This window comes from Halomonas sp. JS92-SW72 (genome assembly GCF_003547075.1).
GTDB lineage: Bacteria > Pseudomonadota > Gammaproteobacteria > Pseudomonadales > Halomonadaceae > Halomonas > Halomonas alkalicola.
Window position 1 is genome coordinate 225,696 of the sequence record NZ_CP032147.1, and the last position, 17,202, is coordinate 242,897.

12 protein-coding genes are annotated in these 17,202 nt (G+C 70.2%); 2 read left to right on the forward strand and 10 right to left on the reverse strand.

The window, feature by feature from the left end:
• Positions 1-64: 64 nt before the first annotated feature.
• Positions 65-1,249 carry a multidrug effflux MFS transporter gene (locus D1793_RS01025; RefSeq protein ID WP_119020502.1) on the reverse strand — a complete coding sequence of 395 codons (1,185 nt, stop codon included), beginning with the start codon at positions 1,247-1,249 and terminating at the stop codon, positions 65-67.
• Positions 1,250-1,376: 127 nt separating this feature from the next.
• On the opposite strand from D1793_RS01025, the gene tal reads away from it, so the two are divergent.
• Entirely contained in the window at positions 1,377-2,315 is a 939-nt protein-coding gene (gene tal / locus D1793_RS01030; RefSeq protein ID WP_119020503.1) for a transaldolase, read from the forward strand.
• 50 nt (positions 2,316-2,365) lie between these two features.
• Here tal and D1793_RS01035 read toward each other — a convergent pair whose 3' ends face one another.
• The 9 genes from D1793_RS01035 to D1793_RS01075 all read right to left on the reverse strand — a co-directional run bounded on the left by D1793_RS01035 (position 2,366) and on the right by D1793_RS01075 (position 15,050).
• Positions 2,366-2,875 carry an STAS domain-containing protein gene (locus D1793_RS01035; RefSeq protein WP_119020504.1) on the reverse strand — a complete coding sequence of 170 codons (510 nt, stop codon included), beginning with the start codon at positions 2,873-2,875 and terminating at the stop codon, positions 2,366-2,368.
• The gene (locus D1793_RS01040; RefSeq protein WP_119020505.1) at positions 2,862-4,049 is read right to left on the reverse strand and encodes a response regulator; all 1,188 of its coding nucleotides are present in this window, start codon (positions 4,047-4,049) and stop codon (positions 2,862-2,864) included. The genes D1793_RS01035 and D1793_RS01040 overlap by 14 nt, the downstream gene beginning before the upstream one ends.
• An 11-nt stretch (positions 4,050-4,060) precedes the next feature.
• Positions 4,061-4,891: a VacJ family lipoprotein gene (locus D1793_RS01045; RefSeq protein WP_119020506.1), complete on the reverse strand. Its 831-nt coding sequence runs from the start codon at positions 4,889-4,891 to the stop codon at positions 4,061-4,063.
• A gap of 37 nt (positions 4,892-4,928) precedes the next feature.
• A complete protein-coding gene (locus D1793_RS01050; RefSeq protein ID WP_119020507.1) occupies positions 4,929-6,041 on the reverse strand; it encodes a beta-ketoacyl-ACP synthase III in 1,113 nt (370 codons plus the stop codon).
• A gap of 65 nt (positions 6,042-6,106) precedes the next feature.
• Complete coding sequence (hrpA, locus tag D1793_RS01055; RefSeq protein WP_119023525.1) at positions 6,107-10,132, reverse strand: ATP-dependent RNA helicase HrpA; 4,026 nt, start codon at positions 10,130-10,132, stop codon at positions 6,107-6,109.
• A gap of 158 nt (positions 10,133-10,290) precedes the next feature.
• Complete coding sequence (locus tag D1793_RS01060; protein WP_119020508.1) at positions 10,291-11,973, reverse strand: AMP-binding protein; 1,683 nt, start codon at positions 11,971-11,973, stop codon at positions 10,291-10,293.
• Between the two features lie 139 nt (positions 11,974-12,112).
• Positions 12,113-12,952, reverse strand: a complete 840-nt coding sequence (locus tag D1793_RS01065; protein WP_119020509.1) for a class II glutamine amidotransferase — start codon at positions 12,950-12,952, stop codon at positions 12,113-12,115.
• Entirely contained in the window at positions 12,945-14,519 is a 1,575-nt protein-coding gene (locus D1793_RS01070; RefSeq protein ID WP_162899874.1) for a vWA domain-containing protein, read from the reverse strand. The genes D1793_RS01065 and D1793_RS01070 overlap by 8 nt, the downstream gene beginning before the upstream one ends.
• A 96-nt stretch (positions 14,520-14,615) precedes the next feature.
• Positions 14,616-15,050, reverse strand: coding sequence for a hypothetical protein (locus D1793_RS01075; RefSeq protein WP_162899875.1), 435 nt, complete (start codon positions 15,048-15,050; stop codon positions 14,616-14,618).
• Positions 15,051-15,095: 45 nt separating this feature from the next.
• Between D1793_RS01075 and D1793_RS01080 the strand changes: the two genes are divergently transcribed.
• On the forward strand, positions 15,096-17,186 hold the full coding sequence (locus D1793_RS01080; protein WP_119020512.1) for a prolyl oligopeptidase family serine peptidase: 2,091 nt from the start codon (positions 15,096-15,098) through the stop codon (positions 17,184-17,186).
• The last annotated feature ends 16 nt before the right edge of the window (positions 17,187-17,202 follow it).

Below are 17,202 nucleotides of genomic sequence, written 5' to 3' on the forward strand. Positions count from 1 at the left end.
CGCCAGCACCACCAGGCAGCCAAGCCAGGTACCGAGCCCCATATCGAGCCAGGCCAGCAGCGCCTCAGGCATGGGCGGCGCGCCCCGCCAGCCGGCGCAGCCCCAGGTTGCCGACCACCGAGGCCGCCAGCATGGTGCCCACCATGGGCCAGAGGCTCTCAATCTCGAAGGCCCCCACCATCACCCCCGCCAGGGCCGCCGCACCGAACTTGATGAAGCCCATCAGCGCCGTGGCGGTAGCACTCATGTGGCCGAACTCGTCGAGCAGCATCGACATGGCATTGGGCGTGATCAGCCCGATCATGCCGGCGTAGACCATCACCAGCACCACCACCACCGGCAGCGACGCCATCCCCAGCGCCGCGGCCAACCCCAGGGCAGCCGCCGCCGCCAGCTGCACCAGAAGGCCCAGGGCGAGGTTCTGCCCCGGGGTGCGATCGCGTAGAAGGTAGATGTTGACGCGGTTGGAGAGCGCGATGACCACCACGTTGATGCCGAACACCAGCGGGTAGGTGGCCGGCGTCAGGCCGAAGTGCTCCAGGTAGACGTAGGGCGAGGCGGTCACGAAGGCAAAGAGCCCGCCGAAGGAGGCCGCCACCGCGCAGATGTAGCCCATGCCCGCGCGGTGGCGCAGCACGCTTGCGTAGTTGGCCAGCACCTCGCGGAAGCCGGCCGCCGGCGCCCCCGGCGGTCGGGTCTCCGGCAGGCGGGTACCCAGCCACCAGAGCAGGAAGGCGGCGTAGGCGGCCAGGAAGACGAAGATCAGCCACCAGTCGCCCAGATAGAGCAGGCCGCTGCCCACCACCGGCGCGACCAGGGGCGCCAGCATCATGATCATCGCCATGGTGGACATCACCCTGGCCGCCTCGCGGCCGCTGAAGCAGTCGCGCACGATGGCCGCGGAGTTGACCACGCTGGCCCCGCCGCCCAGGGCCTGGACGAAGCGCCAGGCGAGCAGCTCCGGGAGGGTATCCACCGTGGTGATGACGAGGCTCGCCAGCAGGAAGACCACCAGGCCGCCGAGCAGCACCGGCTTGCGGCCGAGCCGGTCGGAGAGCGGCCCGAAGATCAGCTGGCCGACCGCAAACCCGGCCAGGAACATGCTGATGGAGAGCTCGGTGTGATGGATGCTGGCGCCGAGATGCTCGGCGAGCACCCCCATGGCGGGCAGGTAGGCATCGATGGCGAAGGGGGCCAGGGCGGTGTTGGCGGCCACCAGCAGCGCCACGCGTCGGGCGTCGAGGGTCAAGGAGGCTCCTTGGCATGCATAGATAGGCCGCTAATCATAGCCTATCGTCGCCTTCCCTGCCGGTCCCTGTTCCCTGTCATACTGGCTTGATAGAGTGATCTTCCCCTTTCCCCAGGAGCCCTACCCCATGGCCGACGACCTGCTCTCGCAACTCCGGCAGATGACCACCGTGGTCGCCGATACCGGCGACATCGACGCCATCCGCCGGTTCGAACCCACCGATGCCACCACCAACCCCTCGCTGATCCTGCAGGCCGCCCAGCTGGAAGGGCGCCGCGAGCGCCTGGCCGAGATCGCCCGCCGCGCGACGGACCTCGATGACGCCCTGGACGCGGTGGCGGTGGAGATCGGCAGCGAGATCAGCTCCCTGGTGCCGGGCTATGTCTCCACCGAGGTGAGCGCCAGGCTCTCCTTCGACACCGACGCCACCCTGGCCCGGGCCCGCTCGCTGATTGAGCGCTACGCCCGCCACGGCATCGGGCCGGAGCGCATCCTGATCAAGGTCGCCGCCACCTGGGAGGGCATCCGCGCCGCCCAGCAGCTCGAGCGCGAGGGCATCCACACCAACCTGACCCTGCTGTTCAGCTTCGCCCAGGCCCAGGCCTGCGCCGACGCCGGGGTGACGCTGGTCTCCCCCTTCGTGGGGCGCATCCTGGACTGGCACCGGGCCCATTCGCCGGAAGCCGACTTCAGCGGCGAACGCGATCCCGGCGTGCAGTCGGTCAAGCGCATCTACGAGCACTACAAGGGGCACGGCTACCACACCATCGTGATGGGGGCGAGCTTTCGCAACGCGGGGGAGATCCTGGCGCTGGCCGGCTGCGACCGACTGACCATCTCCCCCGCCCTGCTCGGCGAGCTGGCCGATGCCCGCGGCTCCCTCGAGCGCCGCCTGGTCCCGGAGGATGCCGAAACCAGCGGCCTCGAGCCTCTGGACGAAGCCGAGTACCGCTGGCACATGAACGAGGACGCCATGGCCACCGAGAAGCTGGCCGAGGGCATTCGCAAGTTCATGGAGGACCAGCGCAGGCTGGAGGCGCTGCTGGGCGAGCTGCGCCGGGCCTAGCGACGAGGGTAGCGACGCGGGTAGCGCGATGCGGAGGGGGGAGGCCCGGATCAGTGAGGGTGGGAGGCAGCCTCCTGGGCCTCGAGCATCTCCACCAGGGGCTGGAACTCCTCCCGGTTGTGCTCGTTCATGCGCATCAGGATGCGGTGGGCCTCGAGGATGCGCTGGCGGGTCTCCTCCACGTCACAGGGGATCTCCGGCAGGTCGCACAGCTCGCACACCTCGGTGATGGGCGCTTCCACCTGGGTGAAATAGCGGGCGAAGCCCATGACGTCCAGCATGCGCTGGATGTCGGGATTGTCGGCGACGATGGTGGGTCGCTCGGCCAGGCGGCCTTCCACCGCCATGGCCACCTTGGCCAGGAAGCCCAGTGCCGTGGAGTCCACGTTGGTGGCGTCGCGCAGATCGATGATCAGCGTGGTGAGCCCCGGGGTCTGGGCGAGCTGCTGGGCCTGGCGGTCCAGGGTCGCGCAGAGGGTCAGGCGCACATCGCCACACAGCTTGAGGACGAAGACACCGGCGTCGAATGCCGCCTTGACGCGTCCTTCAGGAATCAACATTGCCAAATCCGCTCAACATCATGATGGTCAGGTCGTCGGGCAGTGCCTCGATGGCCGTATCCGTACCGACATCGTCACCGCTGGCCAGATGGCCGAGGGCCAGACTGGCCCGCAGGTCTTCCAGCGTCTCGCTGGCCAGCACCCGCTGCTCGAGTTCCCTGAGCCGCGTGTCGAGCGTTTCGCCCGGCAGGCATTCCAATACTCCATCCGAACACAGCCACAGGCGGAAGTTCTCGGGCAGCGGACACCCCAGGGTGGGGTAGTCGGCACCGGGAAACAGCCCCACCGGCATGCCCTCGCCGGCCAGTGGCCGAACCTCGCCATCCGCCACCAGCAGGGGCATGGGCAGCTGTGCGCCCAGCGAATAGTGCAGATAGCGGCGCTCGAGGTCAATGACCCCGACGAACAGGGTGGCATGCTTGCCGATGCCGGTGTCCAGCAGCTCGCGGTTGAGATCGCTCAACCAGCGCGGCGGCAGGGCCTCGGGCGCGGTCCCGTCCCACTCGCCCTGCCAGCGGTTGGCCAGGTACTTGAGCAGCACGGTGACGAAGGCCGAGGAGGCGCCGTGACCGGAGACATCGGCAAAATAGAACAGCAGATGACGTTCGTCCAGGCGCTGGAAGTCCAGGAAGTCGCCGGAGAGATAGAGCCAGGGGGCGAACCAGTAGTCGCAGGTGACCCCGCCCGAGGTCTGGGGGCGCGGCGGCAGCAGCTTGCGCTGGATCTGGCCGCCGGCCTGCTGGTCGAGACGCAGCATCGCCAGGTGGGTCTCCAGGCTCTCGTTGAGCTCCTCGAGGCGCGACTGATCCTCGCGCCGCGCCTCCTCCAGGCGGCGCAGCTCGATCACCTTGCGGATCATTCGCCGCAGCAGCTGGCCGTGGCGCAGCGGCTCGACGATGTAGTCGACAAGGCCGGCATCCACCGCGGAGAGCAGCCCGGGGGACTCGCGGCTGTCGCTCACCACCAGGGTCGGCAGGCGCGCGCAGAGCGGCGCCCACTGCTCCTCGGAGAGCGCCCGGGCATGGGCCACCACCAGCGACACCTCCGCCGGCAGCTCGTCGGGGCTGTCGACGGCGATCACCGCCAGGCCATCACGGGCGATGGCCTCGGCCAGGGCGTTGCGCGCCGGGCCGGGGGCATCGATCACACCGATGAGCTGCTTGGGACGGTCCATGGAAAGGGGCCTCAGTCGGAGAAGGCGTCGTCGACGTCGTCGTCGAAGTCGGCGTCGTCGAAGTCGGCGTCGTCGAAGTCGGCGTCGTCGAAGTCCGCGTCGTCGAAGTCAAAGTCGTCCATGGCGAAGGGGTCATCGCCCGTCTCGCCGTCGTTGATCTCGAAGCGACGCCGCTGCAGCCAGGCATCGCGGATGAAGCTGTAGCGGTCGCCGCGGATCAGCTCCTCCTGGTCGAGCAGCCCGGCGCGCATGTCCACGATCCGCAGCGCGGTGAGCGCGATCTCAAGCTCGGCGTCGTCCAGGTAGTAGAGCGGATAGGTCACCGCATCCGCGGGCAGGCCACCGGTATCGCGCAGCGTGCTCGGCCCCAGGAGGGGCAGCACCAGGTAGCGTGACTCCTCCCACCCCCACACCGCCAACGTCTGGCCGAAGTCCTCGTCGCGGCCGGTGATCTCCATATGGGTGGCGAAGTCCCACAGGCCGCCGATGCCGACGGTGGTGTTGATCAGGAAGCGCGACATGGCGATGCCCGCGTTGCCCGGCTTGCCCTGCAGCAGGCTGTTGATCGCCGTGCGCGGCTCTCCCAGGTTGGAGAAGAAGTTGCCCACCCCGGTCTGCACCGGCTGCGGCGTCACCGCCCGATAGCCCCGCGCGGTCGGCTTCAGCACGGCGCGATCCACCGCGTCGTTGAAGGCGAACACCCGGCGGTTGAAGCCCTCCCAGGGGTCGTCGGGATGGCGCTCCTCGATGGCAGCCGTGCTGGCGCAGCCGGCCAGCATCGTCGCCGCCAGCAGTGCGAACGCCGCCTTCACCCAGCCCCGCCGTGTCGTCCTTGTCATCATGTCACGCTCCTTGTCGATTGCCGCCACGCCACCCGGGTCAGACACGCCGCACCACCACGCTGCCGGCACTGTAGCCCGCCCCGAAGGAGCAGATCACCCCCAGCGCTCCCGGCGCCAGGTCATCATGGTGCAGGTGGAAGGCGATGATCGAGCCCGCCGAGCTGGTGTTGGCGTAGCGGTCGAGGATGATCGGCGCCTCCTGCTCGCTGGGGTCGCGGCCCAGCACCCGGCGGGCGATCAGGTCATTCATGTGGCGGTTGGCCTGGTGCAGCCACATCCGCGCCAGGTCGTCGCCGGAGAAGCCCAGCGCCTGCAGGTGCGCCCCGATCAGCGCCGCCACCAGGGGGCAGACCTCCTTGAACACCCGACGCCCCTCCTGGACGAACAGCTTGTCCAGCGCCTGGGGGTCGGCGTCGGTGACCCGGTTGAGGAAGCCGGCGTTGTTGCGGATGGCATTGGAGAAGCGCGTCACCAGGCGCGTGCCGAGGATCTCGAAGCGCGCCTCACTGGTGGCCAGGTCGTCGCGTTCCAGCACGATGGCGGTGCAGGCGTCGCCGAAGATGAAGTGGCTGTCGCGGTCGCGGAAGTTGAGGTGCGCCGAGCAGATCTCCGGGTTGACCACCAGCGCCCGGCGAGCGCTGCCGGCGCGGATGGCGTTGGCCGCGGTCTCGATGGCGAAGGTGGCCGAGCTGCAGGCCACGTTCATGTCGAAGGCGTAGCCACCGGCGCCCAGCGCGGCCTGCAGTTCCACCGCCACCGCCGGATAGGGGCGCTCCAGGTTGGAGCAGCCGACGATCACCAGGTCGATGTCGGCGGCCTCCAGCCCGGCACGGGCCAGGGCCTGGCGGGCCGCCACGCTGCCCATCTCGCACTGGATGGAGGGCTCGTCGTTACTGCGCTCGCGCAGCCGCGGGCGCATGCGCTCGGGGTCGAGGATGCCCTCGGCATCGAGCACATGGCGGCTGTGGATGCCCGAGGCCTTGACGATGAACTCGCTGCTCGAATGCGCCAGGCGCTCCTCGATGCCGGCCTCGGCGCGGCGCGCGTTCTCGGCGTCCACCCAGGCATTGAACGAGGCCACCAGGGCATCGTTGTCGATGGTGTGCTCCGGCGTGAAGAGTCCTGTGCCGGTGATCACGACGTTGGTCATACGTTCTCCCTTTCGCGGCGGAAGCCGCCAAGGCCGCTCGCCACGGCCGCTGTTCATGCGGGCGCTCAGGGGCGCCCGGTGATCTCCGCCCAGCGCTTCTCGAGGCGCTTGGCGGAGACCGCAAATTTCGTGCCCAGCTGCTGGGCGAAGAGCGAGACACGCAGCTCCTCGATCCACCAGCGGAACTCGGCCAGCACCGGGGGCGCCATGCCGCCGCGACGCTCACTCTGAAGGCGGGCCTCGAGGCGCGCCTCCAGGGCCTGGATCTCCTGCATGTGCATCTGGTCGCGCAGCCGCTCCCGGGGCGCCTTCTCCAGGCGGATCTGGGCCGCCTCCATGTAGCGCGGGTATTCCTCGAGCCACTCGCCGGCCTCGTTGACGAAGCCGGGGTGTACCAGCCGCGCCATCTGCCCCTTGAGGTCACTGTATACCAGCGCCAGCGCCAGGTTCAGGTTGCCCTTCAACGCCTTGGTGACCGCCAGGTGGCCCTTGAGGGCGGCCTCCAGGGTGACCACCAGGGCCTCGGCACGGGGCAGGAGCTCGGCGCGGGTCGCCGCCAGGCGCGCCTCGAGCTCGGCCGCCGAGCGCGGCAGCGGGTCCTGCGCCACCCCCCGGGTGAACACCGCCCGCACCACGTCGTCGGTCAGCTGGCGCTTGCTGCCCACCTTGGCAAACAGCAGCGCACAGGTGCCGAGACCCGCCAGCCGCTCGATCTCGCGCACCTGATCGGGCAGGCGACGCATGGCCAGGCGCACGATGCCGTCGCGGTGGGCCTCGCGGGCCTTGTCGGGGTGGTCGAAGAGCTCGACCCGGAAGGCCTCCCCCTCCGGCACCAGGGCCGGGAACGCCTCGACCCGGATGCCCGCCTGGGTGGTCACCCGCGACTCCGGCAGCGCGGCCTCGGGCAGCCCTTCCACCGGCGCCTCCAGGCGCGCCTCGGCGGCCAGCGCCCGGGCCCCCTGCCCCGCCGCCGCCTCGAAGCGGCGCTCCAGCTCGCGAGCATCGCGGCCCTGGCCCAATGTGTTGCCCTCATGGTCCACCACCCGCAGGTTCATCACCAGGTGGGGCTCGAGCTGGTCACGCTGCCAGTCGTCGGGGTGGAGGCGCACCCCGGTGCGCCGGCGCAGGAACTCGCCCAGCGCCTCGGTGAGGGGCATGTCGTCGGGGACGAGGGTCTCCAGGGCGGCATCCACCCAGTCGGGAATCGGCACCACCTGGCGGCGAATCGCCTTGGGCAGCGACTTCATCAGCGCGATGCACTTCTCGCGCAAAAGGCCCGGCACCAGCCACTCGAGCCGCGCCAGGGGCAGCTGGGGCAGCATGGCGGCGGGCACGGTGAGGGTCACCCCGTCGTCCTCGGCGCCGGGCTCGAAGTGGTAGGCAAGCGGATAGCGTACGCCGTTGAGGGCCAGCTCGTCCGGGTAGTCGGCCTCGGTGACCTCGCTGGCCTCCCGGGCCAGCAGGGCGGCGCGGTCGAACTTGAGCACCGCGGGGTTCTCGGCCTCGGCCTGCTTTCGCCACGCCTCGAAGCCCTTGCCGTTATGGATGCCCTCGGGGAGGCGCTCGTCGTAGAAGGCGAAGAGGGTCTCCTCGTCCACCAGGATATCGCGGCGCCGGGCGCGGTCCTCGAGGTCCTCGACCTCCTCGATCAGCGCCCGGTTGTGGGCGAAGAAGTCGCCGCGGGTGCGGAACTCCCCCTCCACCAGAGCGCGGCGGATGAAGAGCTCGCGGGCCTCGACGGGCGCGATGGGGCCGTAGTGCACCCGCCGCCCGGTCACGATGGGCAGGCCGAACAGGGTGACCTGCTCCTTGGCGATCACCTGGGCGCGCTTCATCTCCCAGTGGGGCTCGGCGTAGCTGCGCTTGACCAGGTGCCCGGCCAGCGGCTCGATCCACTCGGGGTCGATCTTCGCCACGGTGCGGGCGAACAGTTTCGTCGTCTCCACCAGCTCGAAGGCCATCAGCCACTTGGGCGACTTCTTGCCGAGCCCCGACCCCGGATGGATGACGAACTTGCGGTTGCGCGCGCCCAGGTACTCGCGGTTCTCGGTGAGAAGCCCGAGGTGGGACAGAAGCCCCGGCAAGAGCGCCCGGTGCAGGGTGGCGGCCTGGCGGCGACGGCGCTCCTGGCGCGCCTTCTCCTCATCGCCCTCCTCGGCGGCGGGCCAGGGCGCCGGCGGCGGCACCTCGATCTGCATGTCACGCAGCAGCTGGCGCAGCTGGCGGAAGGTGTCGTGCCATTCGCGCAGGCGCAGGTAGTTGATGTAGTGCTCCTTGCACCAGCGCCTGAGCTGATTGCCGGAGAGCACCTCCCGGGCCGCCTCGACGCCGTCCCAGAGATTGAGCAGCGCCACGAAGTCGGAGTCCGGGTCCTGCCAGCGGCGGTGGGCCTGATCGGCGGCCTGGCGCTTCTCCGCCGGGCGGTCGCGGGGGTCCTGGACGGCGAGGCCCGCCACCACGATCAGCACTTCGCGCAGGCCGCCCTGCTCGGCGCCGGCCAGCACCATGCGCGCCAGGCGCGGGTCGATGGGCAGCCGGGCCAGCTTGCGGCCGATCGGAGTGAGCCGCCCGCCCTCGTCCACCGCGCCCAGCTCGAAGAGCAGCCGGAAGCCGTCGGTGACGAAGCGCGAATCCGGCGGGTCGACGAAGGGGAAGGCCTCGATGTCGCCGAGCTTCAGCGAGAGCATCGAGAGGATCACCGAGGCCAGGTTGGTGCGGCGGATCTCGGGGTCGGTGAACGCCGGCCTGGCGAGGAAGTCCTCCTCGTCATAGAGGCGGATGCAGACCCCCTCGGCCACGCGGCCGCAGCGCCCCATGCGCTGGTTGGCGCTGGCCTGGCTGACCGGCTCCACCGGCAGGCGCTGGATCTTGGCCCGGTAGCTGTAGCGGCTGATGCGCACCAGGCCCGGGTCGATCACGTAGCGGATGCCCGGCACGGTGAGGGAGGTCTCGGCGACGTTGGTGGCCAGCACGATGCGCCGCCCGGCGTGGGGCGCGAAGACGCGATTCTGCTCGGCATTGGAGAGGCGCGCGTAGAGCGGCAGGATCTCGGTGCCGCGCAGGTCGGCCCGGCGCAGGGTATCGGCGGTCTCGCGGATCTCCCGCTCCCCGGGCAGGAACACCAGGATGTCGCGGGGGCCATGGAGCCAGCGCTTGTCGCGCTCGATGCGCTCGATCTCCTCCACCGCATGCAGGATGCCCTCCTGCAGGGTGCGGTCCTCCTCGTCCTCGGCCTCGCGCACCAGCGGGCGGTAGTGCAGCTCCACCGGGAAGGTGCGCCCGGAGACCTCCACCACCGGCGCCGGCCGGTCGGGCGCCTCGCCCCTGCCGGGCCGGGCGAAGTGGGCGGCGAAGCGCTCCACGTCGATGGTGGCCGAGGTAATGATCACCTTGAGGTCGGGGCGACGGGGCAGCAGGCGCTTCAGGTAGCCGAGCAGGAAATCGATGTTGAGGCTGCGCTCGTGGGCCTCGTCGATGATGATCACCTCGTAGCGGGTGAGATCGGGATCGTGGCGCGTTTCCGCCAGCAGGATGCCGTCGGTCATCAGCTTGACCAGGGTCTGGTCGCTGCTCTGGTCGGTGAAGCGCACCTGGTAGCCGACCTGCTCCCCCAGCGGGGTCTCGAGCTCCTCGGCCAGCCGCGCGGCCACCGAGCGCGCCGCCAGCCGCCGCGGTTGGGTGTGGCCGATCAGCCCGCGGCGACCCAGCCCCAGCTCCAGGCAGATCTTGGGCAGCTGGGTGGTCTTGCCGGAGCCGGTCTCGCCGGCCACCACCACCACCTGGTGGTCGCGCAGGGCGTCGAGGATCTCCTCGCGGCGCTCCGCCACCGGCAGCTCGGGGGGATAGTTGAGCGTCACCGGGCGGGCCGCGCGTCGCGCCACCGCCTCCCGGGAGCGCGCCACGGCCTGCTCCACCTCGCCCAGGCCGCGATCCACCGGCTTGCCCTCCTTCAGCCGACGCGCCAGGCCGTGCAGGCGCTTGTCGAGCGACGCGCGGTCGCGCAGCAGCACGCCGTCGAGGGCCTGGCGCAGGGCGCGCAGGCGGTCGGCATCGGTCAGGGCATCGGTGGCGAGAGAAGGGTCGGTGGTCACGTCGGACACGGCGGCTCCGGGGGTGGAGGGCAACAAGGAAAACTGCCCGCACCGGCAAGCCGGAACGGGCAGATCATTGTAACGCCGCCGCCTGGGCGGCGCCTAATCCGCGCCATTGAGGCTGGCTATGGCCCAGCCAGGCAGCGGCTATCGGCGGTTCAGGAAGCGGCCTTGGCCTTCTCGCGCTCCTCATCGCGCAGCTGACGGCGCAGCACCTTGCCGACATTCGTTTTCGGGAGCTCGTCGCGCAGCTCCACGTACTTGGGCACCTTGTAGCCGGTCAGCTCCTTCTTGCACCAGGCGCGCAGCTCGTCGGGGTCGAGGTCATCGGTGCGCGGCACCACGAAGAGCTTGATCGCCTCGCCGCTGTTCTCGTCCTCCACGCCGACCGCCGCGGACTCCAGCACGCCCGGATGGGTGGCGACGACGTCCTCCACCTCGTTGGGGTACACGTTGAAGCCGGAGACCAGGATCATGTCCTTCTTGCGATCGACGATGCGGATATAGCCGTCCTCCTGGAGCACCGCGATGTCGCCGGTGTGGAACCAGCCGTCGTCGTCGATCACCTTGATGGTCTCGTCGTCGCGGTTCCAGTAGCCCTTCATCACCTGGGGCCCCTGCACGCAGAGCTCGCCCGGCTCGCCGAAGGGCAGGTCATTGCCGTCGGCATCCACCACCTTGACCCGGGTGCCGGCCACCGGCTTGCCGATGGTGCCGAGCTGAATGGCGTCGACCGGGTTGAAGCTGACCACCGGCGAGGTCTCGGTGAGCCCGTAGCCCTCGGCGATGTCGCAGCCGGTGACCTCCTTCCAGCGCTCCGCCGCCGCCTTGGTCAGCGCCATGCCGCCGGAGATGGTCAGGTGCAGCTTCGAGAAGTCCAGGGCGCGGAAGTCCTCGCGGTTGCACAGGGCGTTGAAGAGGGTATTCAGGCCAATGAAGGCGGTGAACTGGAGCCCCTTGAGCTCCTTGACGAAGTTGGGCAGATCGCGCGGGTTGGTGATCAGGATCGAGTGGTTACCGGTCTCCATCAGGAACAGGCAGTTCACCGTGAAGGTATAGATGTGGTAGACCGGCAGCGGCGCGATCACCACCTCCTCGCCGTTGTTGAGACCCTTGCCGATCGCCTCCCCGGCCTGGAGCATGTTGGCGACCAGGTTGCGGTGGGTCAGCATGGTGCCCTTGGCCAGGCCGGTGGTGCCCCCGGTGTACTGCAGGGCGGCGATGTCATCCAGCTCGCGCTTGACGTCGCGGTGCTGACGGGCGGCCCCCTCCTTCAGCGTCTGCCGGAACGGCGTGTGGCCGGGCAGCCGATAGGCGGGCACCATCTTCTTGATGTGCTTGACCACCAGGTTGATCAGCGGACGCTTGGGGAAACCGTGCAGGTCGCCGAGCTGGGTCACCACCACGTGCTGGATATCGGTGCGGTCGAGGATCTTCTCGAGCTTGTCGGCCATGTTGGCCAGGATCACGATCGCCTTGGCGCCGGAATCCTTGAACTGGTGAGCCATCTCCCGCTCGGTATAAAGCGGGTTGGTGTTGACCACTACCATGCCCGCCCGCATGGCGCCGAACACCGCCACCGGGAACTGCAGCACGTTGGGCAGCTGGATGGCGATGCGGTCGCCGGGCTGCAGGGTCGTCTCGTGCTGCAGCCAGGCGGCGAAATCGCCGGAGAGGCGATCCAGGTCGGCGAAGCTCAGGGTCTGTCCCATGCAGCTGAAGGCCGGCTTGTCGGCATAGCGCTTGACCGCTGCCTGGAAGACATCGTTAACCGAACCGTACTCTTCCATCCCCTTGAGCTCGGGGCCGGACAGGATCGGGGCGTTGGCATGCTCACTCATCACGTCTCTCCGTTGAGTCGCCGATGGACCACCGGCGCTTGTTGTTGTCCCGGGGCCCTACCTTAAACCGGCCAACTCGGAGTGTAAAACGATCGATTGAAACAATGGATTGAAACCGCTCCGTCCGGGCCCCTCACCGCTAGCCTGTGCCCTGGCCGCCGAAAAGGCCAGCCGGCCGATCTCCCGCATCTCGGCGGCCGTAGCACGCCTGGATCACGCCATCCCGCCATACCAGCAGCTCCCCCGGGACCATGCGCTCCCAGGCCTCGTTGTCGGTGAGCGGCTCGGTGGCGATCACCGAGACGATGTCGTGGGTCGTGGTGTGCTCGGCGAAGTTCACGGTGAGCTCGGCGTCCGACAGGCTGGCGCGGCCGAACGGGGCCCGCCGGGTGATATGCGCCAGCTTGGTGGAGCAGAAGGTGTAGAGGTAGTCGCCGTCGGCCAGCAGCAGGTTGAACACCCCGAGGCCGCGCAGGCGCTCGCAGAGCTGGTGGAGCAGCCGCCACAGCCCCTCGCGCTCGGCGTCGCTCTGCGGGCGCGCCGGGAAGCAGCGGCGCAGCTCGCCCAGCAGCCAGCAGAAGGCGTGCTCGCTGTCGGTATCCCCGATGGGGCGGTAGAAGCTGAGCGGCAGGCCCCGCCAGCCCTCGAGCTGGCCGTTGTGGGCATAGCACCAGGGGCTGCCCCACATCTCGCGCACGAAGGGGTGGGTGTTGGCCAGGCGGACATGGCCGACGTTGGCCTGGCGAATATGGCTGATGACGATGTTCGACTTGATCGGGTAGTCGGTGATCAGCCGGGCGATCGGCGAATGCACCGAGGGGTGGGGGTCGCGGAAGTCGCGATAGCCGCCCTCCTCGTAGAAGGCGATGCCCCAGCCATCGCGATGGGGGCCGGTGCCGCCACCGCGATGCAGGAAGCCGGTGAAGCTGAAGCAGATATCGGTGGGCACGTTGGCGCTCATGCCCAGAAGCTCACACATGGGGTTCCTCCCGGTGGACGACCCGGCGACGCCGCCGGGTCCGGCGCAGGGCCAAAAGGGTCAGCAGCAGCACGACCACCAGGCCCGCCACCGCCCACTGGCGCGGGTCGCCGGCGAAGGCCGCGCCACGGCGCTCGAGCCAGGGCCGGCCTTCGCGCCACAGGGTGGCGGCCTGGGCCGGCAGGTCATGGATGAAATCGATGAAGCGGTCGGCGGCGCTGTCGGGCACCGCCTCACCCTCGCGGCCGGTGGCGAGATCCTCGTGGAAGCGCTCGCCCAGGGGAGCCAGGCGCGAGTCGCCAACCCCGAGGCCCTCCTCGGCCTCGTCCAGCAGGCTCAGCAGCGGCTGCACGTTCACCGCCAGGTCACGCAGGCGGACGATGCCCTCCCCCCGGGCTTCAAAGCGCAGGCGGGCGGCTCCGGAGAGCTCCGGCACCGTCAGCTCGCCGACGAAGCGCTCGCCCTGACGGGGCAGCCAGACCTCCGCCCGCGGCGCCTCTTCGGCGTCGAGCAGGGTCGCGCTGATGGCGAGATCCTCCGGGGCCTCCTGCCAGGGCTCACCGCCGCGGGCCAGCCAGGCCTCCAGCGGCAGCGTCTGCCCCGGGTTCAGGACGGCCGGCAGCGGTGCCAGCTGCAGGCTCACGGCACCGCTTACCCCGATGCGGCTGTCGTCGGCGACCTCGCCCTCTACGCGCCACTCGCCGGGGACGGGGTCCGGCACCCGCAGCAGGTCGAAGCGGGGCTCCACCTGCCAGCGGGCGCCGGGCGGCGGCGAATCGGGCGTGAAGCGCGTGCCGTCCGGGGCCACCAGGGTCAGGGGGTCGCCGTTCGGGGCGTGGAAGAGCAGCGCCGAGAAGGCCTCGACGCCGGGCTCGATGGCGAAGCGCCCCTCGGCCAGGGGCACCTGGTCGGCGGGGAAGATGCGCTCGACGATGTCCACGAAGGCACCCAGCAGGCTCTCCGGGGACTGCACCAGGGCCGGCAGGCCGCCGGTGGTCCGGGAGAGGCGCTCCACCAGGCGGAGGTCGGCCTCGTCGGAGAAGGCGATGGCGTGCACCACCACCCCGCGCTGCGCCAGTGCCGGGGCGAGCTCCTCGAGCAGGGCACGCCGCGAGGCGAGGTCGATCTCCGGCTTGGCTCCCCGTGCCGGCGCCAGGTCGATCATGCCGTCGGTGAGCAGCACCAGGTGGCGCCAGCCGTTGGCCGGGCTCTCGGCAGCACTGCGCACGGCGGCCTCGATGTCGGTGTGCTGCTGGTACTCCACCAGGGCGGGACGCAGGGCCATGGCACGCTCGCGCCACTCGTCGTCGACCTCGCCTAGCGGGAGCGGGTTGTCGACGCGCTCGCCGAAGGTCCAGACGCCGGCCGGGGTGCCGTCCGGCAGCAACGCGGCCAGCAGCTCCAGGGCGCTGGCCGCGAGCTGGTCGGGATCGTTGCTGCGCATGCTGCCTGAGACATCGATGATCACCCGCACGTCCGGGCTCTCCTCGACCGGCTGCGCCAGCCCAGCCCCGGCCGCGAGCCACAGCAGGCCCGCCAGCAGCACGCCGGCGAAGCCACGCCCCACCCGACGGCTCCTCCACGACCTCATCATCCACGCCCCGGCCATGCCCGGCTCCTTAGCCGCTGATCGGCTCCTGTTGGGCCGATGCTCGGCGTGCGATCAGCCGATCACCGGCTCGCGACGTCCGCCACCGCCAGGCTTGGCAGGGGGCACGTCGTCCTCGTTGTCATCCATGTCGACATAGTGGTCGCGGTCGCCGCCACGCCAGGCCAGCAGCAGCCCGAAGGCCACGCCCGCCGCCGCACCGGCCGCGGTCAGCATCAGGGCCGGCAGCATCAGGCCGCTGTCGCGCTCGAGGAAGCCCACCAGGGCCACCACCACCGCCGGCGCCAGACCGGTGTAGAATTCCCCCTCCTCCAGCAGCGGCATATGGAAGCGCGTCGGCACCCACATCACGCCGGCCACCAGCCAGGTGATCGGCAGCCGCAGCAGCCGCGGCAGGAAGGCCAGGCCCAGGTAGCCGGTCAGCAGCACCACCAGCGACAGGACGGCGTAGACCAGCCATAGTAGGGTCATCGAATCGGTAATTGGCATTGCCACCTCTCTATTCACAGTCTTGAGTATGGTACATCTCCCACCATGAAAGCACAGCCGCCGCATCGCCCCGACAGCCCGGCCGCCGACTCCCCGGTGGCCCGCTTCCGTCGCCCGGAGGACCCCGAGTGGCACTGGCTGGAGAACCGCGAGGAGCCAGCGGTCGCCGATTTCCTCGAGGCGGCCAACGCCGAGTTCGCCGCCTGGTTTGCCCCCCTGGACGACCTGGTGGAGCGGCTCTACCACGGCCACCTGGCCCGCCGCGAGCTGGCCGTGCACGGTCTGCGCTCCCCGCTGGACCACTACACCTACTGGAGCGAGACCGCCGCCGAGGCCGACTACCCGGTATGGTGGCGCCACCCCAACGGCAAGCCGGACCGTGCCGCGCCCTTCCTGGATCTCGAGGCCCGCGCCGCCGACCACGACTTCCTGGAGCTCGGCGACATGGCCCTCTCTACCGACGAGCGCTGGCTCGCCTGGACCGAGGACACCACCGGGGACGAGATGTTCGACCTCTTCCTGGCCCGGCTCCCCGATGGCGAGCCGGTGCGCCTGCTGGAGGGCATCGGCCCCGAGCTCACCTGGGCCGAGGACAACACTACCCTGTTCTTCACCCGCTACGATGCCACCCAGCGCCCCGAGAGCGTCTGGCGCCTGGCGCTGGCCGAGGGCGTGGCGAGTGAGCCTGCGCTGGTGCTGCGCGAGGAGGACCCGGAGTTCTGGCTGGGGCTCGGCAAGACCCGCTCCCGGGAGTGGCTGGTGCTGGAGAGCGCCTCCAAGGACACCAGCGAGAGCTACCTGATTCCGGCCCGGGCGCCGGCCACTCCCCCACGCTGCTTCCGCCCCCGGGAGAGCGGCGTGGAGCTCTCCCTGGACCACCGGCCCGGCCACTTCTACCTGCTCCACAACCGCGAGGCCCCTCACTTCCGCCTCGACGTGATCGACGAGGCGCAACTGGATGCCGCCGCCGACGCCGACCGCTGGCAGCCGCTGATTCCCCACCGCGACGAGGACACCCTGGAGGGGGTCGACGCCTTCTCCTGGGGGCTGGTGATCACCGAGCGCGACCATGAGGAGGCCCAGGTCAGGCTCAGGGTGATGGAGTTCGATGCTGGGCATTGCCTCACCCGGGACGAGCGCCTGCCGCTGCCGGAGACGCCCTGCAGCCTGGCGCTGGGCGATGCGCCCCACTTCGACCAGCGCCGCCTGCGCCTGCGCGAGGAGTCCTTCGTGCTGCCGGTGACCTGGATCGAGCACGACCTGGACAGCGGCGAGCGCACCCTGCTCAAGCAGCAGCCGATCCACGGCGACCTCCGGCCCGAAGAGCTCGCCTGCGAGCGGCTGTGGGCGACCTCCCACGACGGCGAGCGCATCCCCGTCTCGGTGGTGATGCGCGCCGACCTGGCGGGCCACCCGCTGCCGACGCTGCTCTACGGCTACGGCGCCTACGGCGAGGTGCTCGACCCCTGGTTCTCCGTGGCGCGCCTGGAGCTGCTGGCCCGCGGCGCGGCCTTCGCCGTGGCCCACGTGCGCGGCGGCGGCGATCGCGGCGAGCCCTGGTACCTGGCCGGCAAGCTGGAGCACAAGGCCAACAGCTTCCGGGACTTCCTCGCCGCCCGGGACTGCCTGGTGGAGCACGGCATCAGCGACGGCGAGCGCATCGCCGCCTACGGGGCCAGTGCCGGCGGCCTGCTGGTGGGCGCCAGCCTCAATCTGGCGCCGGAGGCGTTCTGTGCGGCGGTGCTCGACGTGCCCTTCGTGGACGTGCTGCGCACCATGGAGAACCCCGACCTGCCGCTGACCACCGCCGAGTACACCGAGTGGGGGAATCCCGACGAACCCGACGCCCGCAAGCGCATCCGCGCCTACTCGCCGCTGGACAACCTGGCCGCGGCCCCCTACCCGACCATGTTCCTGCAGGGCAGCTGGCACGATACGCGGGTGCCCTACTGGGAGCCCGCCAAGCTCTACGCGCGGCTGACGGAGCTCGGCACCGCTCGCGGCCCCGTGCTGCTGCGCACCGACATGGCCGCCGGCCACGGCGGTGCCTCGGGACGCTTCAAGGCATGGCACGACGGCGCCCGCCAGGACGCCTACATCCTCTGGGCGCTGGGAATGGAAAACCGCGAGGCATAGCCCTCATCCCGCCTGG

Bases quoted from the DNA above. Each gene is read 5' to 3' on its own strand.
- tal (WP_119020503.1), top strand. From the start codon at position 1,377: ATGGCCGACGACCTGCTCTCGCAACTCCGGCAGATGACCACCGTGGTC.
- D1793_RS01035 (WP_119020504.1), bottom strand. From the start codon at position 2,875: ATGTTGATTCCTGAAGGACGCGTCAAGGCGGCATTCGACGCCGGTGTC.
- D1793_RS01040 (WP_119020505.1), bottom strand. From the start codon at position 4,049: ATGGACCGTCCCAAGCAGCTCATCGGTGTGATCGATGCCCCCGGCCCG.
- D1793_RS01045 (WP_119020506.1), bottom strand. From the start codon at position 4,891: ATGATGACAAGGACGACACGGCGGGGCTGGGTGAAGGCGGCGTTCGCA.
- D1793_RS01050 (WP_119020507.1), bottom strand. From the start codon at position 6,041: ATGACCAACGTCGTGATCACCGGCACAGGACTCTTCACGCCGGAGCAC.
- D1793_RS01060 (WP_119020508.1), bottom strand. From the start codon at position 11,973: ATGAGTGAGCATGCCAACGCCCCGATCCTGTCCGGCCCCGAGCTCAAG.
- D1793_RS01065 (WP_119020509.1), bottom strand. From the start codon at position 12,952: ATGTGTGAGCTTCTGGGCATGAGCGCCAACGTGCCCACCGATATCTGC.
- D1793_RS01075 (WP_162899875.1), bottom strand. From the start codon at position 15,050: ATGCCAATTACCGATTCGATGACCCTACTATGGCTGGTCTACGCCGTC.
- D1793_RS01080 (WP_119020512.1), top strand. From the start codon at position 15,096: ATGAAAGCACAGCCGCCGCATCGCCCCGACAGCCCGGCCGCCGACTCC.